The organism is Microbacterium sp. JAI119 (assembly GCF_013410135.1).
Taxonomy (GTDB): Bacteria; Actinomycetota; Actinomycetes; order Actinomycetales; family Microbacteriaceae; genus Microbacterium; species Microbacterium oxydans.
The window spans coordinates 506,497-529,815 of sequence record NZ_JACCCK010000001.1; the positions used below are offsets into that span (position 1 = coordinate 506,497).

A 23,319-nucleotide genomic window follows, 5' to 3' on the forward strand; every position below is an offset into this window, starting at 1 on the left:
CCGGTCCGTCAGGCCGTCGAGCCGCTCATTGCTCCTGGAAGCGCGGCCAGTCGCTCCCCGGCGTCATGTGCGAATGCAGCGCACCCTTCGCCGAGGCGAGGCTCGGGTAGGTGCCCGTCGTCGCGTCGGCCCCGACCATCGTGACCGTGTAGCCGTCCTCGTCGTGGCGGATGCTGCCCACAACGCCGTTGCGTCCGTAGGCCACCCAGAGTGCGAGTGTCTTCGTGGTGCTCATCGTCGAACCCCTCTCTCTGCCGCCGAGGCTACGCCTGCCCGCAGGGGAAGGCCAGGGCTTGACAAGCGGCCGTCACTGTCGGCTCAGAGCGCAGCGGCGATGAGCTCCAGAGTCTGCGCTCGTCCGGTCGGGGCGTCCTTCGGCTCGGCGTCGTAGGCACCGGCGACCGGTGAGAGCATGACCTCGTCGACGCCGTGGCGCTCGGCGAAGGCACGCACCTCGGCCGCGACGCTCTCACCCGTGCCGACGAACCAGCGAGAGCGGGCGGCCTGCACGACCTCGTCGGTCGCCGGGTCGGTGACGGCGGACATCGCTTGCTCGACGGTCTCGAGAGCGGCGAGGGGTTGATTGAGCCGCAGGCGCGCCATCATCCGCAGCTGCGGCAGCGCGCGAGCCTCCGCCTCGTCCTGGGTCGGCGCCGCCACCGCGTTCACGGAGAGGAACGTGCGCGGCTCAGGGTGCTCTTCGCTGGGGCGGTACCCGGTGCGGTAGAGATCGAGCGCGCGTTCGAGACCCTGCCCCGAGAAGTGGTTGGCGAAGACGTAGGGCAGCCCGTGGGATGCGGCGAGCTGGGCCGAGTAGTCGCTCGATCCGAGCAGCCAGACCTCGGGGGTTCCGGTGGCGGCCGGAGTGGCGCGCACCGTGTACTCCCCGCCAGAGGTGAAGCGCAGGGCGGCTCCCTCGCCGGAGAGGAGTGCGGCGATGTCCTGCACATGGCGCGGGAACTGCTCCACGTCGCTCGTCGTTCCCGAACCGCGGAGCAGCTGGGTGATGACCGGGTCGCTTCCCGGAGCGCGCCCGAGGCCGAGGTCGATGCGGCCGGGCGCGATCGCCTCGAGTGCCGCGAACTGCTCCGCGACGATGAGCGGCGCGTGGTTGGGCAGCATCACGCCGCCCGAACCGAGCCGCACGCGCGAGGTGCGGGTGGCTGCGGCCGCGATCAGCACCGGGGGAGTGGTCGACGCGACCGACGGCATGTTGTGGTGCTCGGCGAACCAGTAGCGGCGATAGCCGAGGCGGTCGGCGACCTCCGCGAGAGCGAGCGAGGCGGCGACGGCCTCTGCGCTGGTCTGGCCGGTGCGAACCGGGACGAGGTCGAGGACGGAGAGAGCTGTATCGGGCATCCTCGGTTGCAACGCGTCCGCAGGCGCCGTCATTCCCCGTCTTGCCCGGTTCGCCCGGCGGTGTTCAGGGCCCAACGGGGTGGGGGCGACAGTCACGCCGCCCCCACCCCGTTCGTCAGGCGTTGATCGCCTCGCGCTGATCAGTGGACTCCACCGTGATCTTGCGCGGCTTGGCACGCTCGCTCACCGGGATGATGACGGACAGCACACCGCTCTCGTACGAGGCGCTGATGCCGTCGAGGTCGACACCCTCGCCGAGCGAGAACTGCCGCAGGAAGGAGCCGGATCCGCGTTCACGGGCGAGCCAGCGCACACCGTCACGGGTGTCGGGGGTGCGCTGTGCGCGGATCGTGAGCTGACCGCCGTCGAGATCGACGTCGATCGAGCCGGGGTCGGCCCCGGGAAGGTCGGCGTGGAGCACATACCGGTCTCCGTCGCGGAAGAGGTCCACCGGCATCGGCCGGGGAGCGCGAACGGAGTCCAGCACGCTCGCGGCGAAGCGATCGAGCTGGCTGAAGGGGTCGAAGGTCAGTGCCATGAGGTTCTCCTTTCGTGCTGCCCTGAGGGCGAATCGGTGGTGCAGGAGATCTGCACCATTGCTATAGATTTTTTATACGACAACTCGTGTTAGATTTGCAACTCCGAATCCCGCCGACCTCAGGGGGTGACCGCATGCCGCATCGTGACAGCCGGACGCCGCTCTATGGCATAGCCGTCGCAGCGCAGCTGGTCGAGCTCCCCGAGGCGACGCTCCGCCTGTTCGAGAGCAAGGGCTTGCTCACCCCCGCCCGCAGCGAAGGCGGGACCCGCCGCTACAGCGATGACGACATCGAACGGCTGCGGCGAGCGGCCTCACTGCGCGAAGACGGGGTGAACATCGCCGGGATCGCTCGGATGCTCGACCTGCAGGATGCGAACGACGACCTGCAGGTGCGCAACGAGCAGCTCCGCGAAGCTCTCGATGCTCAGCGCGGGAGAGGCCGCCGCTCCGCCGACTGATCGATGGTGCGACGCGGCCGACCGTCCATCGGGCCCGACCACTACCGTTGAGGCATGGAAGCAGGCATCTTCTACGTCCTCGTCGGCTCGGTCGCCGTCGCCGCCTTCGCGCGGTGGCGTGGATGGCCTGCACCTCTGCTCGTGACGGTGGTCGCGCTCGCCGCGTCGTTCCTCCCGTTCGTGCCCGATCTCGACATCGACGGGCATGTGCTCCTGAGTCTCGTGCTGCCGCCGCTGCTGTACTCGGCCGCCCTCGATGTCTCCTTCGTCGGGTTCAAGCGCAGCCTGCCGCAGATCCGCCGTCTCGGGATCTGGCTCGTGCTGCTCACGGCCCTCGCTGTCGGGTTCGTCGCCTGGTGGATCCTGCCCTCGCTCACGCTTCCCGGCGCACTGCTGCTGGGCGCGATCGTCGCTCCTCCCGACGCGGTGTCCGCCGCGGCGATCGGTCGTCGGCTCGGACTGCCTCGACGCATCATGACCGTGTTGTCGGGCGAGAGCCTCATCAACGACGCGACCTCGCTCACCCTGTACCGGGTGTTCGCGGCGATCCTCGCCGGGGCGACGGTCTCGGTGTGGGGCGGTGTCTTGCAGTTCCTGCTGGCTGTCGGCGTCGGTGTCGCCGTCGGACTCGTCTTCGGGATCGTCCTGCACCAGCTGCGCATGCGCATCAGCGATCCGGTCGTCATCGGCACCTTCGGACTGCTCGCTCCGTTCGGTGCGTACGCGATCGCCGAGCATCTGCTCGGATCGGGAGTCCTCGCCGTCGTGGCGATGGGGCTCTACGTCGGTTACAACTCGCCGCGCACCGACTACACGACGCGCCAACAGGAGAAGCCGCTGTGGCTCTCGGCCGACCTGTTGCTGGAGAGCTTCGTGTTCGCCTACATCGGGCTGCAGTTCCCTCGCGTGCTCAGCGACCTCGGCAGCGAGTCCGTCGGACAGATCCTGCTGCTCTCCGGCGCGGTGCTGCTCGTGGTGGTCATCGTGCGGCCCCTCTACATCTACCCGACCAGTGCGTGGTCGAACTTCCAGGACCGCAAGCGTCTCGAGCGCTGGGATCGCGGTGTGGAATCCGGGGAGTTCGAGAAACGTCACCGCAGGTCGCGTCGCTGGGGGAACTACACGGCGGACGAACTGCGCAGCCACATCGTCCGGGAGCAGATGGCGGGACTCACCCTCACGTGGAAGGACAGCGCCGTCATCTCCTGGGCGGGCATGCGCGGGGTGGTGACGCTGGCGATCGCGGTGGCGGCGGCCGACCTCGCGACCCTCGACACCGAGGCGTCGCACGCGATCGTCGTCGTCGCGTTCATCGTCACGGTGGGCACCCTGCTGCTGCAGGGGCTCACGCTGCCCATGCTGATCCGTGGTCTCGGCATCGAGCGCGACGCGGATGAGGCGGAGGACGAGGCGGCTCTTGCGGAAGTGCGGGAGAAGAGCCGCGAGGCCGGCAAGGCCTATCTCGCCGAGAAGCGCGTGGAGTGGGAGGCGAAGTACGGCGAGGTCGATCTGAGCGTGTTCGACGCGTTCACGAAGCGTATGACCCGGGTGGAGAAGGACACCGACGAGGCGCAGAAGGTCGAGGACGCCGTGACCCGGCCCTCCTATGACGACCTCGTCGCGCTGTCCAGAGGGTGGTTGCAGGTGCGCCGCGACATCCTCCTCGCCGAGCGCGACGCCGGCAATCTCGACGAAGAGGTGATGCGGGAGCTCATCGCCGCGATGGATGCCGAGGAGCTCGCGCTCGACACGCGCGGTGCCACCCGTCAACAGAGCCGCGCCTGACGATCCCTCCCGCTCCCCCTCCTCCCCTCTCCCCCTCTCTCCCCCTCCCCCTCTTCCCTCCTCCCCTCCCGCTCCCCCTCCCCCTCCCCCCCCTCCCCACCTCCGCCGAGACCCATCGTCGTCGCCCAGACCCATCGTCTGAGACGTCTGCGACTGTGGGTCTCGACGACGCGCGTGGGTCTCGGCGGAGGAGAGACGGGGAGGGAGGAGGGGGAGAGGGGGGAGAGGGGGGAGAGGGAGAGAGGGAGAGAGGGAGAGAGGGAGAGGGGGTCAGCGTGCGCTGACCGGCTCCTTGTCGGCGGACGCGTCCGCCTCGGGAGCGTCGTCGTCGCCGGAGTCGTCGGCGAAGGGGAGGCCCTCGCGCGGAGCGTTGTAGAGCTCCTCGTTCAGGATGCCCTCGCGCTTGGCGACGATGGTCGGGATCAGCGCCTGACCCGCGACGTTGACCGCGGTGCGGCCCATGTCGAGGATCGGGTCGATCGCGAGCAGCAGCCCGACGCCCTCGAGCGGCAGACCGAGCGTCGACAGTGTCAGCGTGAGCATGACCACCGCGCCGGTGGTTCCGGCGGTGGCGGCGGAACCGACGACCGAGACGATCACGATCAGCAGGTACTGCACGAAGTTCAGCTCGATGCCGAAGAACTGTGCCACGAAGATCGCGGCGATGGCCGGGTAGATCGCGGCGCAGCCGTCCATCTTCGTGGTCGCGCCCAGCGGCACGGCGAACGAGGCGTAGGAGCGGGGCACTCCGAGGTTGCGCTCGGTCACGCGCTCGGTGAGGGGCAGCGTGCCGATCGAGGAACGGCTGACGAAGGCCAGCTGCACCGCGGGCCACACGCCGGAGAAGTACTGCTTGATCGACAGGCCGTGCGTCTTGACCAGGACGGGGTAGACGACGAACAGCACGAGCGCGAGGCCGATGTACACCGCGGCGGCGAACCAGCCGAGTGAGGCCAGCTTCTCCCAGCCGTACTTGATCACTGCAGAGCCGATGAGGCCGAACGTGCCGAGCGGGGCGATGCGGATGATCCACCACAGCACGCGCTGGATGACCTTGAGCAGCGACTCGGTGAACACGAGGAACGGCTCTGCCTTCTTGCCGGCCTTGAGCGCGGCGATGCCGACGACGGCCGCGACCACGATGACCTGCAGGATGTTGAAGCCGACGCTGGAGCTGAAGGTGCCTTCGACGGCACCGGGGTTGGTGCTGACCGTGAGCCCGAGGAAGTTCTGCGGGATGAGACCCAGCAGGAAGTTCCACCAGGTGCCGACCGTGTACGGGTCGCCGGTCTCGAGGCCCTCACCGGCGCGGTTGCCCGGCTGGATCACGAGGCCGAGGACGATGCCGATGATCACGGCGACGAACGCGGTGATCGCGAACCACAGGATCGTCTGCCCTGCCAGGCGTGCAGCGTTCTGCACGCGGCGCAGGTTCGAGATGCTGGCGACGATGGCCGTGAAGATCAGCGGGACGACGGCGGCGCGCAGCAGCGTCACGTACGAGCTGCCGATCGTGTCGAGGGTCGCCGACAGGCCGTTCGGGTTCTCGGCGGTGGCGCCGAGCTGGCGGCCGATCAGACCGGCGGCGACGCCGAGGACGAGGGCGGCGAGGATCTGGAAGCCGAACGACGTCAGCAGCTTCCGGACCGGTCCGCGGGTGTCTGGCGCCTTCTGGGCGCGTGCGGTGGTGCTCATGGGGTGGGGACTCCAGGATCGCGGCGCGCCGAGTGCGCGCCATGAGGCCCAACGCTATGACTCCCTGAGAATTCCCTGGGTGGATATGACGAAGGATGACGCTCCCGAGCTCAGCGGGGGAGTGAGCTCAGCGGGGGGGAGTTCAGCGGGGAGCGAGCACCAGCAGCTCGCCCACTTCGCAGTCGAGCGCTTCGCAGATCGCGCGAAGGGTGGAGTAGCGGATGGCGCGGGCGCGGTCGTTCTTCAGAACCGACAGGTTCACGATGCTCACCCCGACCGCGGCGCTCAGCTCGGTGAGGGTCATCCCGCGATCGGCGAGCAGCTCATCGAGTCGGCAGTGGATGCCGGTGAACTCGTCGTCGCTCTCCGCCGGGGTCACACCAGCCCCTCCGTTTCCTTCTCGAGCGCGAGCTTCTCGTTCTGCAGGCGGATGCCGCGGCGGAAAGCGACGGCGATCAGGCCCACGGTCACGCCGGTCGCGAAGATCGGAGCGACGCTCCAGAACTCGATCGGATGCGCAGGCTCTCCCTCACCGAGGCCGAGTGCTGAGGTGACGCCGTTGCGGCCCATGGTCTCGAACATGACGATCAGGATCGGCGCCACGACCAGGGTCCAGCCGATCACATCGAACGCGCGGGCGTTGCCGCGCACGAAGAAACGTCCGCGCAGGAAGTTCCAGGCGACCAGCGTGACCGACCCGATCACCAGCAGGGCCGCGAGCGCCCACAGGGTGATGGCGGCGATGATCGCCCCGACCGACACCGTGTTCACACCGGTGGCGAAGACCATCGCATCCTGCGCTATCCCCTCGACGGAGATCGCGCCGGAGTCGGTGGTCGCCGAGATCGGCTGCTCGTCGATCGGGATCGACCACGCGATCCCGGAGTCGCGGAAGGTGCCGGCGACGCGCAGGATCGTGGCGAACGCCACTGCGACCAGAGCCGCGGCGGCGTAGAGGATCACGGTGATCGCGTCCGCCGTCTCGGAGCGGGTGGCCTTGGTTGCGGCTGCGGTGGTGTTCATCAGACGAGTCCTTCCGTGTCGCGCTGTAGGCGTTGACCGATCTCGAACGCGCCGGCGACGACCACGAGCGCGAAGCCCCACCCGAACGGGGCGAGGTCGATCGACATCTCGAACGCCGGAACGCCACCGGAGACGAGGTTCAGCTCGGAGGTGATCTCGCTGAACGCATTCGCGCGCACCGCCTGGCTCATCAGACCGCCCGCCATGACGGCGAGCGCGGCGACGGCGATGCCCCAGGTCGCCGCGCTGCCGAAGGGGCGACCGATCAAGAGCCGGATGCACAGCCAGGCGACCGCGAGGCACAGCACGATCGGGCCCAGGACCGCGAGCGCATCGGCGATGGCGAGCAGGAGGCGGGGAGACAGGCTGAGGCCGGAGGCGGTGAGCGTGACGGTGTCGTACTGTGCATCGGAGATGTTCGAGGACGCCGCGAGCACTGCGGGCGCCTCGGCCGTGCTCAGCGGCATCGACGGGACGGTGACGGACTCGCCCGTCATCAGGACGGCGGTGCGGACGCCTGCGCCGATCAGATCGACGACCGCGATGGCTCCCGCGGCTCCGGCTATGACACCCAGCACGGTCTTCTCCACCAGGCTCGCCGCTCTGGTCGCGGTCGGTACATCGGTCATGGCGCCTCCTTCTCCGTGGCCCGGTTCGGACCCGTTGTTATCGACTTTCGTTAACATAACGACAGTCGATAACCCCGTCAACCTCCGGTATGCCCACGGCGAACACGGGCATACGTGCCGTTCGCGGTGGTTACTCTCGATGTACAGGCGCAGAGAACGCCATAGGTGTCAGCGCTTCGCCCCGTGCGAATAAGGAGTCACAGCATGTTCGAGAGATTCACGGACCGAGCCCGTCGAGTGGTTGTCCTCGCCCAAGAAGAGGCGAAGATGCTCAACCACAACTACATCGGAACCGAGCACATCCTGCTCGGTCTCATCCACGAGGGTGAAGGTGTCGCTGCCAAGGCGCTCGAGTCGCTCGGCATCTCCCTCGACGCCGTGCGCGAGCAGGTGCAGGACATCATCGGCCAGGGTCAGCAGCAGCCGACCGGCCACATCCCGTTCACCCCGCGCGCCAAGAAGGTTCTCGAGCTCAGCCTCCGCGAGGCCCTCCAGCTCGGCCACAACTACATCGGCACCGAGCACATCCTGCTCGGCCTCATCCGCGAGGGCGAGGGCGTCGCCGCCCAGGTGCTCGTCAAGCTCGGCGCCGACCTCAACAAGGTGCGCCAGCAGGTCATCCAGCTGCTCTCCGGCGCTCCCGGTCGCGAGCCGGCGTCCGTCGGTGCGCAGACCAACGACTCGCAGGCGGGCGCTCAGGGCGGCTCGGCCGTGCTCGACCAGTTCGGTCGCAACCTCACCCAGGCCGCACGCGACAACAAGCTCGACCCGGTGATCGGGCGCGAGAAGGAGGCGGAGCGGGTCATGCAGATCCTCTCCCGCCGTTCCAAGAACAACCCCGTCCTGATCGGCGAGCCGGGCGTCGGCAAGACCGCCGTCGTCGAGGGGCTGGCCCAGGCGATCGTCAAGGGCGATGTGCCCGAGACGCTGAAGGACAAGCAGCTCTACTCGCTCGACCTCGGCTCGCTCATCGCCGGTTCCCGCTACCGCGGTGACTTCGAGGAGCGTCTGAAGAAGGTCACCAAGGAGATCCGCACGCGCGGCGACATCATCGTCTTCATCGACGAGATCCACACCCTCGTGGGTGCGGGCGCCGCCGAGGGTGCGATCGACGCGGCCAGCATCCTGAAGCCTCTCCTCGCCCGCGGCGAGCTGCAGACGATCGGTGCCACCACGCTCGACGAGTACCGCAAGCACTTCGAGAAGGACGCCGCGCTCGAGCGCCGCTTCCAGCCGGTGCAGGTGAACGAGCCCACGCTGCCGCACGCGATCAACATCCTCAAGGGTCTGCGCGACCGCTACGAGGCGCACCACAAGGTGCAGATCACCGACGGCGCGATCGTGGCCGCGGCGAACCTCGCCGACCGCTACGTCTCGGACCGCTTCCTCCCGGACAAGGCCATCGACCTGATCGACGAGGCCGGCGCACGTCTGCGTCTGTCGATCCTGTCCAGCCCGCCCGAGCTGCGTGAGTTCGACGAGAAGATCGCCGCCGTGCGCGAGCAGAAGGAAGTCGCCTCCGAGGAGCAGGACTTCGAGAAGGCCGCCTCCCTGCGCGACGAGGAGAAGAGCCTCCTCGCGGAGCGTCTGCGCCTCGAGAAGCAGTGGCGTGCGGGCGACGTCGCGACCCAGGCGGTCGTCGACGAGGGTCTGATCGCCGAGGTGCTCGCCCAGGCGACGGGCATCCCCGTGTTCAAGCTGACCGAGGAGGAGTCCAGCCGACTCGTCTTCATGGAGAAGGCGCTGCACCAGCGCGTCATCGGTCAGGAGGAGGCCATCGCCGCCCTCTCCAAGACCATCCGTCGTCAGCGTGCCGGCCTCAAGGACCCGAAGCGTCCCTCCGGCTCGTTCATCTTCGCCGGCCCCACGGGTGTCGGAAAGACCGAGCTGGCCAAGGCTCTCGCCGAGTTCCTGTTCGACGACGAAGCTGCGCTGATCTCCCTCGACATGAGCGAGTTCGGTGAGAAGCACACCGTGTCGCGTCTGTTCGGTGCCCCTCCCGGATTCGTCGGATTCGAAGAGGGTGGCCAGCTCACCGAGAAGGTGCGGCGCAAGCCGTTCAGCGTGGTCCTCTTCGACGAGATCGAGAAGGCGCACCCGGACATCTTCAACTCGCTGCTGCAGATCCTGGAAGAGGGTCGTCTCACCGACGGTCAGGGTCGGATCGTGGACTTCAAGAACACGGTCATCATCATGACCACCAACCTCGGTGCGCGCGACATCGCCGGTGGACCCGTCGGCTTCCAGATCGAGGGCAACGACTCGACCAGCTACGACCGGATGAAGGGCAAGGTGAACGAAGAGCTCAAGCGGCACTTCAAGCCCGAGTTCCTCAACCGTGTCGACGACATCATCGTGTTCCCGCAGCTGTCGAAGGAAGAGCTGGTGCAGATCGTCGATCTGTTCACCAAGCGCCTCGGCGAGCGTCTGCTGGACCGCGACATGACGATCGAGCTGTCGCAGGCCGCCAAGGAGCGTCTGATCGAGATCGGCTTCGACCCGGCCCTGGGCGCCCGACCGCTGCGTCGCGCGATGCAGCACGAGGTCGAGGACCGTCTGTCCGAGAAGATCCTGCACGGTGAGCTCAACTCCGGAGACCACGTGAAGGTCGACGCGAAGGACGGGCAGTTCCTGTTCGAGCACGGCCCGCGCGATGGCGGTCCCGTCGCGGTCGGTGTGAACACCGGCGGCGGCGCGATCTCCGGCACCCCCGACCTGGCGGTCGCCAGCGGGGAGTGACCTCCCGGAACCACGAGAAGGGGCGGATGCTGCGGCATCCGCCCCTTCTTGCGTCCCCGCCTCTTGCGTCCCCGCCTCTTGCGTCCCCGCCTCTTGCGTCCCCGCCTCTTGTGTCCCCGCCTCGTGTGTCCCCGCTTCGTGCGAAAACCCAGACCATGCCGCGGCGCCTCGGCGCGTCCAGGCCGGACACGCCTCGAGGGCATCGGATGGTCTGGGTTTTGGCATACCGACCCCGGCTGAGGGACATGCCCAGGGGTGGGTTCTAGGCTTGTGGTGTGAGCGAGTACATCGTCCGTCCGGCGCGCAGCGCCGACATCGTCGGCATCCGTGACCTGCTGCAGCCGCTCGTCGAACAGCGCATCCTGCTCGGCAAAGACCTGGCGGTGCTGTACGGCGCGGTGCAGGAGTTCGTCGTCGCAGAGGCCGATGGCGTGCTGATCGGATGCGGTGCGCTGCACGTGTTCTGGGAAGACCTCGGCGAGGTGCGCACTCTGCTCGTGCGCGACGACTGGCTGCACCACGGTGTCGGGCGCGCGATCGTCGACCGTCTGGAGGAGAACGCCAAGACGCTCGGCCTGACCCGCCTGTTCTGCCTCACGTTCGAGGTCGACTTCTTCGGGCGGCGCGGTTACACCCCGATCGGCGAGCAGGTGGTCGACTCGGACGTGTACTCGCAGCTGTTGCGCAGCGGTGACGCGGGTGTGGAGGAGTTCCTCGACCTCGCCCACGTCAAGCCGAACACGCTCGGCAACACGCGCATGCTCAAGGTGCTCTGACCACGCACGTTCGTCCGCGTGTGCCGTGGGGCCTCCCAGGCTGAGCGCGGCGGATCGCTTAGCCTGGAGTCATGCCCCGTCGCTCTGCCGCCGTCTACCGTCGTCGGCGACTGGTCGTCATCCTCGGTCTCATCCTGGCCGTCGCCGCGATCGGCATCGGCGCCTGGTTGCTGATCGCCCGCCCGTGGGCCTCGGCCGACACGTCATCGACGCCGACGTCCACCCCCTCCACGTCGCCGTCACCGTCCGCGGGCGCGACGACCGAGGGGCAGTCGCCCTCTCCCGATCCCTCCTCCGAGCAGACGCCGGCGATCGTCGCCTGCGAGGCGGCGGACATCGAGGTCGCCGCCGTGACCGACGCCGAGAGCTATGCGCCCGGCGTTCTGCCGAAGCTCTCGATCTCGCTGACCAACAAGGGCACGAAGGACTGCACGCTCGACGTCGGTTCCGCCACCCAGGCGTTCACGATCTCCAGCGGCTCGGACGAATGGTGGCGTTCGACCGACTGCCAGGAGAACCCGAGCAGCATGATCGCCACGCTCACGGCGGGTACCACGGTCACGAGCAAGGACCCCGTCACCTGGGATCGCACCCGGTCGAGTGTCGAGACCTGTGCCCAGGAGAATCGACAGCGAGCGCCTGGGGGCGGAGCCTCGTACCACGTCGAGGTATCCATCGGCGGTTTCACGAGCCCCTCGAGCGCGCAGATCCTGCTCTACTGAACGACGTCGCACCGACGACCGATCGCTGCGCAGCTCCGTCCCGCTGAGTTCGAAGCGATCTCAGTCGGCGCCTTCGAAATCCGTCGTCGCTCGACGGGTATCGCACGAAATGGAGCGATGTCGCCTGCCTTCGCCGCACGATGCTGACATCCCCCACTCTTTGGGATACCATAGAAGCGACTCTCCGCATCTGCGGCAACAAGCCATCCCCAGTGGCGTCGAACTACAGCGTCCCCAGCGCTTCGACATCGCCGCACGAGAGTCCGAGGGCCCTCTCGAGTACCCCAGTCCCCAATGTGGGACTCGAGAGGGCCCCAATCGTCTCCGCTGTCGGATCGGCACTCTGCGCCCGGCGCTCTGCATAAGCTGGATGCATGGCAGCGAAGAAGGCGAAGTCCGGAAAGAACAAGCCGGCACCCGAGGATTTCCGTTCGGACGCTCTGGCGCAGGCTCTGGAGAAGCAGGATGTCGCTGCGGTCGCGCTCGCCCTCCGGCACGGCACCACGATCGTCCCGCTCATCAAGCCCGGCGCGCGGGACAACCCTCTCGACAGCGGCGAGGTGTGGACGTATCGCGACCCGAACACCGGTGACCTCGCCCTGCTGCTCTTCAGCGACGCGAAGAACAAGCCTGCCAACCTGCCTCCAGGAGTGGGCATCTACAGCGCGGACTGGCTGCGGAAGTTCCTCGCGGCGCACCCGATCACGACGGTGTTCCTCGATATCGCCGGACCGCACCCGATGCAGGCCGATCCCGCTGAGCTGCTCAAGGCGCTCGACGCCTGACACGCGACGTCAGACACACGGCGTCAGACCCTCCATGCCTGACCTTCGACGTCAAAACCGCGACGCGGAAGCGCGGGCGGTCAGAACGGGGGGATGTCGCGGTCGGATCGGCGTGAGGTGTTGCGCGCGCGCACATCGCTCAGCGCGGCTCGGAGCGTCTTCGAACGATCGTCGACCACCTGCTCATAGCCGAGGCGCGCGGCCTCGGAGCGTCGCTGGGCCGCCTGCGTGACCGGCCTGATCTCCCCGGCGAGGCTCAGCTCGCCCACCGCCGCGACCGTGCGCGGAACCGAGATCTGCTGGATGGAACCCGCCACGGCGATGGCGATCGCGAGGTCGGCCGCGGGTTCGGTGAAGCGCACACCGCCGACCGTGGACACGTAGACGTCGAGGCTGCCGGTCGCGATGCCGGCTCTCTTCTCGAGGATGGCCAGCACCATGGCGACCCGCGAAGAGTCGACGCCGTGCACGATGCGGCGCGGGTTCGGGGCGTTGCTCGGCACCGTGAGCGCCTGCACCTCGACGGGAAGGGCGCGTCGACCCTCGAGCGAGATCGCCACGCACGTGCCTGGCTCGGTCGCCCCCTGCGAGAGGAAGAGCCCTGAGGGGTCTGGCACCTCGGCGATGCCGTCGCCGGTCATCTCGAAGCAGCCCACCTCGTCGGTCGGACCGAAGCGGTTCTTGAGCGCGCGGACGAAGCGCAGCGAGGTCTGACGGTCGCCCTCGAAGTGACACACCACGTCGACGAGGTGCTCGAGCACACGGGGCCCGGCGACCTGACCGTCTTTTGTCACGTGGCCGACGATGATGATCGGCAGGTCGCGATCCTTGGCGATGCGGATCAGTGTGGCAGCCACCTCTCGCACCTGGCTGGGCTGCCCGGCGGCGCCGTCGATCAGGGACGACGAGACGGTCTGCACCGAGTCGACGATCACGAGCTGCGGCTTGACCTCGTCGATGTGGCCGAGGATGGTCGCCAGATCGGTCTCGCTCGCGAGATACAGCTCGTCGTGCAGCGCGCCAGTGCGCTCGGCACGCAGGCGCACCTGACCGGGGGATTCCTCGGCGCTCGCGTAGAGCACACGGCGTCCGCCGCGAGCCGCCTGCGCTGCCACCTCCAGCAGAAGCGTGGACTTGCCGACGCCGGGTTCACCGCTGAGCAGGATCGCCGCCCCCGGCACGATGCCGCCGCCGAGGACACGGTCGAACTCGCCGACGCCGCTCGAGCGACGAGGTGCATCCTGCGTCGTGATCTGCGTGATGGGCCGGGCGGCACGGTCGGCCGTCGGCGCGACCGGCCCCACCCGACGGAGGATGCCGGTCTGCGCTGCCTGCTCCTGCACCGTTCCCCACTGCTGGCACTCGCCGCAGCGTCCGACCCACTTGGCGGTGGTCCACCCGCATTCCGTGCACACGTACGCAGGAGGAGCGGGTTTCCGGGTGGCCATGCCCCCAGGCTATCGCCGGCATCAGACATCCCTATCGGCCAGGTGTTTATTCACGGCCCATCCTCTCGGCAAACTCGCAGTGTCGCGGGATACTGGGTTCATGGCCAACGGCGGGCCCGTCTGCGGGCCGATCTCGAGCTACTCCCGGGTGCAGATCCTGCACTTGCTCTTCGAAGCGGGAAGTTCGCAGACCCGGGGCGAGCTCTCCATCACCCAGCTGTGCGAAGCCACAGGGCTGCACCCCAACACGATCCGCGAGCACCTGCAGCGCCTGATCGAGGGCGGCTACGTGATCCCGACGATCGAGCACCGCACGACGCGGGGCCGACCGCGCACGCTGTACAGCGCGGCGACCGGAGCGCCAGGGGCCTCCAGTCCCGTTGCCCGAGACAAGGCGAAGGCGGCCGCCCGCCGTGGCGACCTGATGCGGAGCATGCTCCCCGACGCGGCGTCCGGACTCGGGCGCGAAGCCACCTATCAGCTCGATGCGCTCGTCGAGCACCTGGAGGAGAGCGGCTTCGAGCCCGTGCTCGACGACCGCAGTCTCACGGTCGACCTCAGCCCGTGCCCGCACGCCGCCGGACGGTCGGAAGACCGCCCGATGCTGTGCCGCGTGCACCTGGAACTCATGCAAGGCGTCCTGAACGAGGCAGGCGGACCACTCGAAGCCGAGTGCGTGCGCGACGCTGTCCTCCCGTCGGACTGCACCGTGCAGCTGCGCGACACCACCGCGCCGCTGGTCGAGGGAACGCTGCGTCACAGCACGAAGCAGCGGCACCACAGAACAGGAGTCGTGCATGGAATGGCTTGATCCGCTCGCTCTGGCCCGATGGCAATTCGGCCTGACGACCGTCTACCACTACCTCTTCGTGCCGCTCACGATCGGCATGGCGCTGGTCGCGGCGATCTTCCAGACCGCGTGGGTGCGCACCGGCAAGGTGCAGTACCTGCACCTGACCCGCTTCTTCGGGAAGATCTTCCTGATCAACTTCGCCATGGGCGTCGTCACCGGCATCGTGCAGGAGTTCCAGTTCGGCATGAACTGGTCCGACTACTCCCGCTTCGTCGGTGACGTGTTCGGCGCCCCGCTCGCCTTCGAGGGCCTGCTGGCCTTCTTCTTCGAGGCGACCTTCATCGGCCTCTGGATCTTCGGCTGGGACAAGCTCCCGCAGAAGCTGCACCTCGCCACGATCTGGTGCGTCTCGATCGGCAGCATCCTGTCGGCGTACTTCATCATCGCCGCCAACGCCTTCATGCAGAACCCCGTCGGGTACACGTTCAACGAGGCGACCAACCGCGCCGAGCTGACCGACTTCTGGGCGCTGCTGACCAACCCCGTCGCGCTCGCCGCGTTCCCGCACACGATCTTCGGTGCGTTCATGTTCGCCGCCGGTGTCGTGATCTCGGTCTCGGCCTGGCACCTCTCGCGCGGCCAGCACTTCGACACCATGCGCATCTCGCTCAAGTTCGGGCTGTGGGCCATGATCGTCTCGACCGCGGGCGTCGTGCTCACGGGCGACCAGCTGGGCCTCGCGATGTACGCTGCGCAGCCCATGAAGATGGCGGCGGCCGAGGCCACGTTCAACACGGTCTGCGGTCCCGATGCCTCGTTCAGCATCTTCACGCTCGGCACCCCGGACGGCAGCTCCGAACTGTTCTCCATCCGCGTGCCCTATCTGCTCTCGCTGCTGTCGACACACACCCTCGACGCGTGTGTGCACGGCATCAACGATCTGAACGCCGAGTACGCGCAGACCTACGCCGCCACCGGTCTGACCGACTTCGCCCCGGTGCTGTGGATCACGTACTGGGCCTTCCGCTGGATGATCGGCCTGGGCATCGCCGCGGCGCTCGTCGCCGTCGCGGGCCTCTGGGTCACCCGCAAGGGCGCCAAGAAGCCGGTCGCACCGTGGATGTGGAAGGTCGCCATCTGGTCGTTCCCGCTCGCGCTGGCCGCCAACATCATGGGCTGGGTCTTCACCGAGATGGGCAGACAGCCCTGGATCGTGTTCGGGCTGATGACGACGCAGGACGGTGTCTCGCCGGGCGTCAGCGGGCTCGAGGTGCTGATATCGCTCATCGCGTTCACCGCGATCTATGCGGCGCTCGCCGTCGTGGAGATCCGCCTCATCATCCGGGCCGCCCAGAAGGGGCCCGACACCGAAGAGAAGCCGCATGACGAGACGGCCCAGCTGCCGTCGGTCGTCTACTGAGAGGGAGGAGCATCATGGATCTCGCAACACTCTGGTTCTTCATCGTCGCCTTCTTCTTCGTCGGCTACTTCGTCCTGGACGGCTTCGATTTCGGAGTCGGCATGTCCCTGCCGTTCCTCGGCAAGAACGACGTCTCGCGCCGACAGGTCATCAACACGATCGGCCCGGTCTGGGATCTCAACGAGACCTGGGTCATCGTGGCCGGCGCCGTGCTGTTCGCGTCGTTCCCCGAGTGGTACGCCACGCTGTTCAGCGGCTTCTACCTGCCGCTGCTGCTGATCCTGCTCGCGCTGATCCTGCGCGGTGTCTCGTTCGAGTACCGGCACCAGCGCGACAGCGCGAAGTGGAAGGCCGGCTTCGACCGGATGATCGTGATCGGCTCTGTCGTTCCCGCGCTGCTGTGGGGTGTGGCGTTCGGCAACATCGTGCAGGGCGTCGCGATCGACGAGAACCACATCTTCGTCGGCGGCTTCTTCTCCCTGCTGAACCCCTACGCACTGCTGGTGGGCGTCACCACGCTGCTGCTCTTCTTCCTGCACGGGGTGCTGTTCGTGGCACTCAAGACGGATGGTCAGGTGCATGAGGATGCGCAGAAGCTCGCGAAGAAGGCCGCCATCCCGACGATCCTCGTCGCAGCCGCGACGGTGATCTGGACGGTCGCGATCGCGATGGGCCGCGAGGCTCCGCTGCTCTGGCTGGTCATCGCAGCCGGTGCGCTCGCGGCGGTCAGCCTGATCGCGGCGGTCGGCTTCTCGCTCGTCCGTCGCGACGGGTGGGCGTTCTTCGCCGGCATGCTCACGGTCATGTTCGCCGTGGTCATGCTGTTCTCCGCCCTGTTCCCGTACGTGATGCCGTCGACGATCGACCCGGCCTACAGCCTCACGATCGCCAACGCCTCGAGCACCCCGTACACGCTGCAGATCATGAGCTGGACGGCCCTGATCGCGATGCCGCTCGTGCTCGCGTACCAGGCGTGGACCTACTGGGTGTTCCGCAAGCGCGTCACCCGGAAATCCATCGAGGGGGCTCCGGCGCACGCGTGAAACCCGTCGATCCGAGACTGCTGCGATACGCGGGTGCCGCGAGGGGTTTCCTCGCGGCATCCGCCTTGATCGGCGTCGTCCAGACGGCGGTCACGATCGTCTTCGCGTGGCTGCTGACCGACGCGATCACGGGGGCCCTCGCGGGGCGTGACGTCACCTCGTCGCTGCTCTGGCTGCTGCTCACGGCTCTGCTGCGCGGCCTGCTCATCGCGGCCTCGGATGCCGCGGGCACACGGGCGGCCGCCAAGACGGGGATGCAGCTGCGCACGGCGCTCGTGGCTGCGGTCGGGAGGCTCGGGCCAGGGTGGCTCGCGCAGCGCAATCAGACGGCGCTCGCGGTCACGGCCGGTCACGGGCTCGAAGCTCTCGACGCCTACTTCGCCCGGTACATCCCGCAGCTCGTGCTGACCGTGATCGCGACGCCGGTGCTCGTCGCGGTCATGTGGTGGCAGGACTGGCCGAGCGGACTCACCGCAGTGATCACGCTGCCGCTGATCCCGTTGTTCCTCATCCTGATCGGCATGGCGACCCGCACCGTGCAGACCCGGCAGTGGCAGACGCTGCAGCGCCTCGCGGCACGCTTCGCCGACACGGTGCAGGGGCTGTCGACGCTGCGACTGTTCGGACGCGACCGGCGTGCGGCCGACCGCATCGAGGTCACCGCCGACGAGTACCGCCGCGAGACCATGAAGGTGCTGCGGTTCTCGTTCCTGTCCGGCTTCGCGATGGAGTTGCTGGCCTCGATCGCGGTGGCCCTGATCGCGGTGTCGGTCGGCTTCCGGCTGCTGTCGGGCGATCTGACCCTCGAGGTGGGGCTGTTCGTGCTGCTGCTCGCTCCCGAGGCGTTCCTGCCCATCCGGCAGGTGGGGGTGCAGTTCCACGCGGCGGCCGAGGGGGTCGCGGCGACGGAGGACGTGTTCGAGGTGCTCGATGCGGCGGGGGAGCGCGCGCGGATGCAGGAGCTTTCGACGGATGTCGGAGGAATCGCCGCCGAAACCCCCGGCATCCGTGAATCGGTCATGCATGTGGACACCACCGTGGAACCGGCGAACGGCGGAAACCTCGTGGTCGAGGGTCTGCGGGTGCGCGACCTGCCGCCCGTGTCGTTCGCAGCCGGGCCGGGGACCATCACCGTCATCGAGGGGCCGAGCGGGTCGGGGAAGTCGTCGCTGCTGGCGGCACTCCGGGGCGCTGTCGAGTTCGAGGGGACGGCGTTCTACGGCGGCGCGGACGTGCGGGGGATCGCGCCGTCGGTGTGGCTCGCCTGGGCCGGACAGGCACCTGGACTGACGCGCGGGACAGTGGCGGCGAATGTCACCCTCGGTGATCCTGAGCCGGACGCAGGTCGGGTGCGCGCTGCGCTCGACGACGCCTGCGCCGAGGGGATCGACCCCGCGCTGGAGCTCGGCGTGCAGGGGGCGGGACTGTCGGGCGGGCAGGCGCAGCGGGTGGCCGTCGCCCGCGCCCTGTATCGCCAGGCAACGGCGTCCGGACGGGTGCTCGCACTCGATGAGCCGTCGAGTGCGCTCGACCCCGAGACCGAGGACCGGCTGTGGCGATCGTTGCGCGAGAAGGCGGATGCCGGGGCGACGATCCTCCTCGTCTCCCACCGTCGGACCGCACGGGAGATCGCGGATCAGATCGTGGCGCTGGGGGTGAACGCATGACTGCACCCCGCACAACCGATGCCGCGCATTCCCGCGGTCACCGGGTCGGCGCCATCCTGCGACTCGCGCAGCCGCCACTCGGCCGCTTCGTACCGGGACTGATCTGGGGTCTGCTCTCGGCCGCCGCCGCCGTGAGTCTGCTCGCGGTCAGCGGGTGGCTGATCGTGAGCGCCTCGATCGTCGATTCGCTGGTGCCGCTGTCGATCGCCGTCGTCGGTGTGCGCTTCTTCGCCGTCTCGCGCGCGGTCACCCGCTATCTGGAGCGCCTGAGCGGACACGATGCCGCGCTGCGTCAGCTCGCCTCGACTCGTGCCGACATGGTGCGCCGGCTGATCCCTCTGTCGCCGGCGGGACTCGGCTCGACGGACCGCGGGCAGGTGCTCGCAGCTCTCGTGGACGACGTCGAGAACCTGCAGAACCTGCCGCTGCGAGTGGTGCAGCCGCTCGGTGTGGCGGCGCTCGTCGCGGTCGGAGCGGTGGGCTTGCTCGCGTTCGTCTCGCCCCCGGCCGCCCTCGCTCTCGCGGTCTGCCTCCTGGCCGCCGCAGCTGCAGCGATCGGACTCGGTTGGGCGTTCGGCTCGCACGCCGAAGCACGGGTCTCGGAGCGTCGGGCAGAGCTCTCGGCAGCTCTCGTCGACTACCTCGGGAGCCTCGACGTGCTCATCGCCTACGGGGCGGAGCAACAGGCGCGGGCGCGGATCACCGCCGCCGATGCGGCTCTGCGACGCGTGGTCGACCGTGCCTCCCTCGCTCAGGCCGTCGCGGCGGGTGTCGTGTCCGCCGTGGCCGGGGCGGCATCGGTCTGGGCGCTCGCCGTTGCGGCTCCGGGCCTTGCGGACGGCTCGATCGACGGTCCGTGGCTGGCCGTGGCGGTGCTCGTGCCGATGGTGGTCTTCGAGGTGTTCGGAGCGGTGCCGATCGCTGCGGCATCCTGGCGGAGCGTGCGCGCGAGCGCCGGGCGCATCGTCGACGTGCTCCCGGAGCGGATGCCCGAGGAGTTGCGTTCCGACGAGGGGGATGACGTGGAGTTCGCGCGCACTCCCGAGCTGCATCTGCGCGGCGTCAGGGCGACCTGGCCCGGCGGCACGCCCGCGCTGAAGGGAGTCGACCTCGACCTCCGCGCCGGTGAGCGCGTGCTGGTCGCGGGACCGAGTGGGGCGGGCAAGAGCTCGCTCGCGGCGACCCTGGTCGGCTTCCTGCGCGTGGAGGGCGAGTATCTGGTGGGTGGTCGCGACGCCGCAGAGCTCTCGGGCCCGGCGCTGCGACGCGTGATCGGACTGTGCGAGCAGAGCCCTCAGCTGTTCGACGAGGACATCCGCCAGAATCTGCTCTTCGCGCGCGACTCCGCCTCGGACGAGGAGCTGCTGGCGATGCTCGACCGGGTCGGACTCGGTCACTGGGTGCGGGAGCGCGGGGGCCTCGATGCGAGGGTGGGTGACCGCGGCGCGCTGGTGTCCGGCGGTCAGGCGCAGCGGATCTCGCTCGCCAGGGCGCTGCTGCGCGGCTTCCCCGTGCTGGTGCTCGACGAGCCGACGGCGGGCGTCGATCCTGAGGCATCGGATGCCCTGCTGCGCGATCTGCTGCTGGCCGCGGGGGAGCAGTCGGTGCTGCTGATCTCGCACGTGGCGCCGCCAGCGGGGACGGTCGACCGCGTGGTGCGGATCCACGACGGCCGCACGGTCTGACACCGTTGGCTCCGTGCGGGGAGACCCGCCGGCCGACGTCTCAGACGTTCATGTCCACGGGCGGTTCCATCACGATGCCCTGTGCTTCGAACGCGCGACGGCGCTCTTCGATGCGGCGATGCAGCTCGATCTGGGCAGCGTCGACGAACCGGGGATCGAGGTCGACGGTCTTGGGGTGCGGGTCGCCGTGATTGGCGGCGATGTGCGCGTCGAGCTCGGGGCCGCTGGTCCACGAGGTGATGAGGGCGTACCGCGGTGCCGTGCCGCGGTGCCAGACCGCGTGCCAGAAGCGCTGCGTGTCGACGATGATGCGGGAGCCGGCGCGCAGCGGCAGGCGGATCTCGGTCGCGGGGTCGAAGCGGTCGGAGCGCAGGATCAGCATCGACTCGGTGTCGTCGGAGAGGTTGAAGAACCCGCGCACGACCCAGCCGGTGCCCTCTTCGTTGAGGCGGTTGTTGTCGTCCTGGTGCAGGTTGTAGATCGCGTCGGCGTACTCGTTGGGCTGCAGCTCGATCACGCGGCATCGGCCGATGCCCGCGCCCGGTTCCTGGGCCCGGCGCTGGAGCGTCGGGGCGATCGCGACCTGCGAGTCGACCCAGACACCGTCCTTGTCGGTGCGCGGCGGGGTGTGGTTCCAGAAGCCGTTGCAGTCGACGTCGCCGGCATAGCTGGTGAGCGGGGCGAAGCGCGTGATGCCGGAGGAGCGCCAACCGACGTACTCGAGGCCCAGCCATTCAGCGGGATCGGTGGCGGAGGTGTGGTCGTCGAGCACGACGTAGCCGGTGTCGGCCAGTGCCTCGGACGTGATGAAGCCCATGATGGAACCTTCCCGTCATCGCTGCCCCCACAGGCGGCGGGTTGTAAGGCCATCCTAACTCGATCATCCCCGTCCTGGCGGAGCCGCTGCCGGGGAAAACGCCGCCGACCCGCCGATATTCTGGGGGCATGACTCAGCCGCAGGGTGCCCTCCTCGTGGGCAGCGTGAACTACGACGACGCCGAGACCACGATCCGCACCGCCGCGGAGACGCTCGGCACTCGACTCCGCCGCATCCCGGACGGCGAGGTCGGCAAGCGGTTCCACTGGATCATGTTCCAGCCCGACGTGATCGGTCAGGCCGAGGGCATCGAGCGCATCGGCGATGAACCCATCCCGTTCCCCGCCGGCATCGATGCCCGGGGTCTGCGCATCGGCGAGGGCGCGGATGCCTCGGCCATCGAGCTGCCGCCGCTCGGCTACGCAGCCGCCGCGATCGAGTCGTACGCGGTGTTCGAGCGACTGCGCGCCGAGGGTGCGGTTCCGGCGGAGGTGCGATTCCAGGTGTCGTTGCCCACGCCGCTCGCCGTGATCGCCTCGTTCTTCCACGGCGATGATCGCGGCGCCATCGAGCCCGTCTACACCGCCGCGATCCTGCGCGAGCTCGAGGAGATCCTGGCCGCCATCCCGCACGAAGACCTCGCCGTGCAGTGGGACGTCGCCAGGGAGATGGGCATCATCGAGCGCGCGGCCGGGTACGGATCCGTGATGGAGGCCTGGTGGTCCGACGACCCGTTCGACGGACTGGTCGCACGGCTGGCCGCCCTGGTCGACGCGGTGCCCGCCGACGCAGAGGTGGGCGTGCACCTCTGCTACGGCGACGCGGGGGAGAAGCACTTCTTCGAGCCGCGCGACGCGGCGAACCTGGTCCGGTATGCGAACGCCGTCGTGGCCGCATCCGCGCGTCCGCTCACCTGGCTGCACCTCCCCGTGCCGATCGACCACGACGACGAGGCCTACTTCGCCCCGCTCACCGACCTCGCACCGGTCGACGAGCTGTACCTGGGGCTCGTGCACCGGGAGGACGGGGTCGAGGGTGCCGCACGTCGCATCGCCGCCGCTGCTCCGTTCGTCTCCGCGTTCGGGGTCGCGACGGAATGCGGCATCGGCCGCGCACCCGCCGGATCGACCGAGAGCATCCTGCGCACGCACGCCGAGGTCGCCAGCACCTGGTGAGCTGCTGCTCTCGATTCGCGTGGACGCCCCGCGTCGCGTAAGCTGTTCTGCGGTGACGTGTCCGAGCGGCCGAAGGTGCAACTCTCGAAAAGTTGTGTAGGGTAACCCCCTACCGTGGGTTCAAATCCCACCGTCACCGCCACCACGAAGGCCCCGAATCCCCTGGAAACACTGGGATGCGGGGCCTTCGTCACACTCGAAGGGCTGGCTGCGGTAACGCAGCAGTATCCAGCTCATGATCCGTTGGGCCCGGGTCGCCGGCCCGCGAGCCCAGTCTCTCCACTCGCTTGGGCCTAGGCTGGATGAGATTCACCTCGCGAACTCTGTGGCTGGCGCGGGCTGCTCGTGCGCGGGCGTCACCGCAGCGGCGCAGCGCCGATCGGGAGGGAGCCGTTGGGTGCGAGTTCGACGCGGAGGCGTCCGGCGTCGTTGAGCAGCTCTCCCGGTTGCAGGATCGTCCACGACAGTCCGCTCGCTCCGCCTGAGCATGTGGGCACGGTTGGAGCGACCTTCCGCGCTGTCTGAGCCCAGCGACGTGTATTCCGCCAAGGTGGACGGGGTGCGGGTGGCGAGCCCGGGCGCTCTGTCGCCGGTCGATGTCCTCGTCTTCATCTACGCGATCGCGCAGGCCTGGCAGCTCTCTCCGACCGGCCTCACGGGGCTCGAGGGTGCGCACGACGCCCCCCGCCGCATCGCGGCGCATCGGCGCGCGGTCGTCGCAGCCGTCGAAGGCATGCTCCGAGACGCGTGATGCCCTCG

General features: G+C 68.6%; 23 protein-coding genes and 1 tRNA gene. 14 read left to right on the forward strand and 10 right to left on the reverse strand.

What is annotated here, in order from left to right; genetic code table 11:
• Positions 1-25: 25 nt before the first annotated feature.
• From HDC31_RS02350 to HDC31_RS02360, 3 genes are all read right to left on the reverse strand, one after another.
• Positions 26-235: a methyltransferase gene (locus HDC31_RS02350; protein WP_113681398.1), complete on the reverse strand. Its 210-nt coding sequence runs from the start codon at positions 233-235 to the stop codon at positions 26-28.
• 83 nt (positions 236-318) lie between these two features.
• On the reverse strand, positions 319-1,359 hold the full coding sequence (locus tag HDC31_RS02355; RefSeq protein WP_179515785.1) for an LLM class flavin-dependent oxidoreductase: 1,041 nt from the start codon (positions 1,357-1,359) through the stop codon (positions 319-321).
• 115 nt (positions 1,360-1,474) lie between these two features.
• Complete coding sequence (locus tag HDC31_RS02360) at positions 1,475-1,897, reverse strand: Hsp20/alpha crystallin family protein (protein ID WP_058632973.1); 423 nt, start codon at positions 1,895-1,897, stop codon at positions 1,475-1,477.
• Positions 1,898-2,031: 134 nt separating this feature from the next.
• On the opposite strand from HDC31_RS02360, the gene HDC31_RS02365 reads away from it, so the two are divergent.
• Together HDC31_RS02365 and HDC31_RS02370 are read left to right on the forward strand one after the other, a co-directional pair.
• Positions 2,032-2,358, forward strand: a complete 327-nt coding sequence (locus tag HDC31_RS02365) for a MerR family transcriptional regulator (RefSeq protein ID WP_046747595.1) — start codon at positions 2,032-2,034, stop codon at positions 2,356-2,358.
• Positions 2,359-2,412: 54 nt separating this feature from the next.
• Positions 2,413-4,143 carry a sodium:proton antiporter gene (locus HDC31_RS02370; RefSeq protein ID WP_058632974.1) on the forward strand — a complete coding sequence of 577 codons (1,731 nt, stop codon included), beginning with the start codon at positions 2,413-2,415 and terminating at the stop codon, positions 4,141-4,143.
• A 270-nt stretch (positions 4,144-4,413) separates the two neighbouring features.
• Here HDC31_RS02370 and HDC31_RS02375 read toward each other — a convergent pair whose 3' ends face one another.
• The 4 genes from HDC31_RS02375 to HDC31_RS02390 form a co-directional block, all read right to left on the reverse strand.
• Positions 4,414-5,838: a dicarboxylate/amino acid:cation symporter gene (locus HDC31_RS02375; RefSeq protein ID WP_174799748.1), complete on the reverse strand. Its 1,425-nt coding sequence runs from the start codon at positions 5,836-5,838 to the stop codon at positions 4,414-4,416.
• A 142-nt stretch (positions 5,839-5,980) separates the two neighbouring features.
• Complete coding sequence (locus HDC31_RS02380) at positions 5,981-6,217, reverse strand: helix-turn-helix transcriptional regulator (RefSeq protein WP_046747597.1); 237 nt, start codon at positions 6,215-6,217, stop codon at positions 5,981-5,983.
• Entirely contained in the window at positions 6,214-6,861 is a 648-nt protein-coding gene (locus HDC31_RS02385) for a hypothetical protein (protein ID WP_113681399.1), read from the reverse strand. Before HDC31_RS02385 ends, HDC31_RS02380 begins: the two co-directional genes overlap by 4 nt.
• Positions 6,861-7,490, reverse strand: coding sequence for a hypothetical protein (locus HDC31_RS02390; RefSeq protein WP_113681400.1), 630 nt, complete (start codon positions 7,488-7,490; stop codon positions 6,861-6,863). The genes HDC31_RS02385 and HDC31_RS02390 overlap by 1 nt, the downstream gene beginning before the upstream one ends.
• 204 nt (positions 7,491-7,694) lie before the next feature.
• Between HDC31_RS02390 and HDC31_RS02395 the strand changes: the two genes are divergently transcribed.
• From HDC31_RS02395 to HDC31_RS02410, 4 genes are all read left to right on the forward strand, one after another.
• A complete protein-coding gene (locus HDC31_RS02395) occupies positions 7,695-10,229 on the forward strand; it encodes an ATP-dependent Clp protease ATP-binding subunit (RefSeq protein WP_046747599.1) in 2,535 nt (844 codons plus the stop codon).
• Positions 10,230-10,504: 275 nt separating this feature from the next.
• Positions 10,505-11,005, forward strand: a complete 501-nt coding sequence (locus HDC31_RS02400) for an amino-acid N-acetyltransferase (RefSeq protein ID WP_046747600.1) — start codon at positions 10,505-10,507, stop codon at positions 11,003-11,005.
• Between the two features lie 71 nt (positions 11,006-11,076).
• On the forward strand, positions 11,077-11,727 hold the full coding sequence (locus HDC31_RS02405; protein ID WP_046747601.1) for a hypothetical protein: 651 nt from the start codon (positions 11,077-11,079) through the stop codon (positions 11,725-11,727).
• A gap of 374 nt (positions 11,728-12,101) precedes the next feature.
• The gene (locus HDC31_RS02410; protein ID WP_046747602.1) at positions 12,102-12,512 is read left to right on the forward strand and encodes a hypothetical protein; all 411 of its coding nucleotides are present in this window, start codon (positions 12,102-12,104) and stop codon (positions 12,510-12,512) included.
• Positions 12,513-12,592: 80 nt separating this feature from the next.
• On the opposite strand, the gene radA is transcribed toward HDC31_RS02410, so the two are convergent.
• Positions 12,593-13,960 carry a DNA repair protein RadA gene (gene radA, locus HDC31_RS02415; protein WP_058630739.1) on the reverse strand — a complete coding sequence of 456 codons (1,368 nt, stop codon included), beginning with the start codon at positions 13,958-13,960 and terminating at the stop codon, positions 12,593-12,595.
• A gap of 100 nt (positions 13,961-14,060) precedes the next feature.
• Between radA and HDC31_RS02420 the strand changes: the two genes are divergently transcribed.
• From HDC31_RS02420 to cydC, 5 genes are read left to right on the forward strand one after another with little or no spacing between them, the layout of a single operon-like run.
• Positions 14,061-14,771, forward strand: coding sequence for a metalloregulator ArsR/SmtB family transcription factor (locus tag HDC31_RS02420; protein ID WP_029259881.1), 711 nt, complete (start codon positions 14,061-14,063; stop codon positions 14,769-14,771).
• On the forward strand, positions 14,758-16,173 hold the full coding sequence (locus tag HDC31_RS02425; protein ID WP_029259882.1) for a cytochrome ubiquinol oxidase subunit I: 1,416 nt from the start codon (positions 14,758-14,760) through the stop codon (positions 16,171-16,173). Before HDC31_RS02420 ends, HDC31_RS02425 begins: the two co-directional genes overlap by 14 nt.
• A gap of 14 nt (positions 16,174-16,187) precedes the next feature.
• The gene (gene cydB, locus HDC31_RS02430; protein WP_029259883.1) at positions 16,188-17,216 is read left to right on the forward strand and encodes a cytochrome d ubiquinol oxidase subunit II; all 1,029 of its coding nucleotides are present in this window, start codon (positions 16,188-16,190) and stop codon (positions 17,214-17,216) included.
• Positions 17,213-18,883: a thiol reductant ABC exporter subunit CydD gene (gene cydD / locus HDC31_RS02435; protein ID WP_179515786.1), complete on the forward strand. Its 1,671-nt coding sequence runs from the start codon at positions 17,213-17,215 to the stop codon at positions 18,881-18,883. The genes cydB and cydD overlap by 4 nt, the downstream gene beginning before the upstream one ends.
• Entirely contained in the window at positions 18,880-20,568 is a 1,689-nt protein-coding gene (gene cydC, locus HDC31_RS02440; protein ID WP_179515787.1) for a thiol reductant ABC exporter subunit CydC, read from the forward strand. Before cydD ends, cydC begins: the two co-directional genes overlap by 4 nt.
• 40 nt (positions 20,569-20,608) lie before the next feature.
• Here the strand turns inward: cydC and HDC31_RS02445 are convergent, their stop codons facing one another.
• Complete coding sequence (locus HDC31_RS02445; RefSeq protein WP_179515788.1) at positions 20,609-21,385, reverse strand: hypothetical protein; 777 nt, start codon at positions 21,383-21,385, stop codon at positions 20,609-20,611.
• A 128-nt stretch (positions 21,386-21,513) separates the two neighbouring features.
• Here HDC31_RS02445 and HDC31_RS02450 point away from each other — a divergent pair, with 128 nt between their 5' ends.
• Together HDC31_RS02450 and HDC31_RS02455 are read left to right on the forward strand one after the other, a co-directional pair.
• A complete protein-coding gene (locus HDC31_RS02450) occupies positions 21,514-22,560 on the forward strand; it encodes a hypothetical protein (RefSeq protein WP_113681634.1) in 1,047 nt (348 codons plus the stop codon).
• A gap of 51 nt (positions 22,561-22,611) precedes the next feature.
• Positions 22,612-22,702: transfer RNA gene (locus HDC31_RS02455), tRNA-Ser, on the forward strand.
• A 214-nt stretch (positions 22,703-22,916) separates the two neighbouring features.
• On the opposite strand, the gene HDC31_RS02460 is transcribed toward HDC31_RS02455, so the two are convergent.
• The gene (locus tag HDC31_RS02460; RefSeq protein ID WP_179515789.1) at positions 22,917-23,057 is read right to left on the reverse strand and encodes a hypothetical protein; all 141 of its coding nucleotides are present in this window, start codon (positions 23,055-23,057) and stop codon (positions 22,917-22,919) included.
• On the opposite strand from HDC31_RS02460, the gene HDC31_RS02465 reads away from it, so the two are divergent.
• A complete protein-coding gene (locus HDC31_RS02465) occupies positions 23,048-23,311 on the forward strand; it encodes a hypothetical protein (protein WP_257021916.1) in 264 nt (87 codons plus the stop codon). The genes HDC31_RS02460 and HDC31_RS02465 overlap by 10 nt on opposite strands.
• The last annotated feature ends 8 nt before the right edge of the window (positions 23,312-23,319 follow it).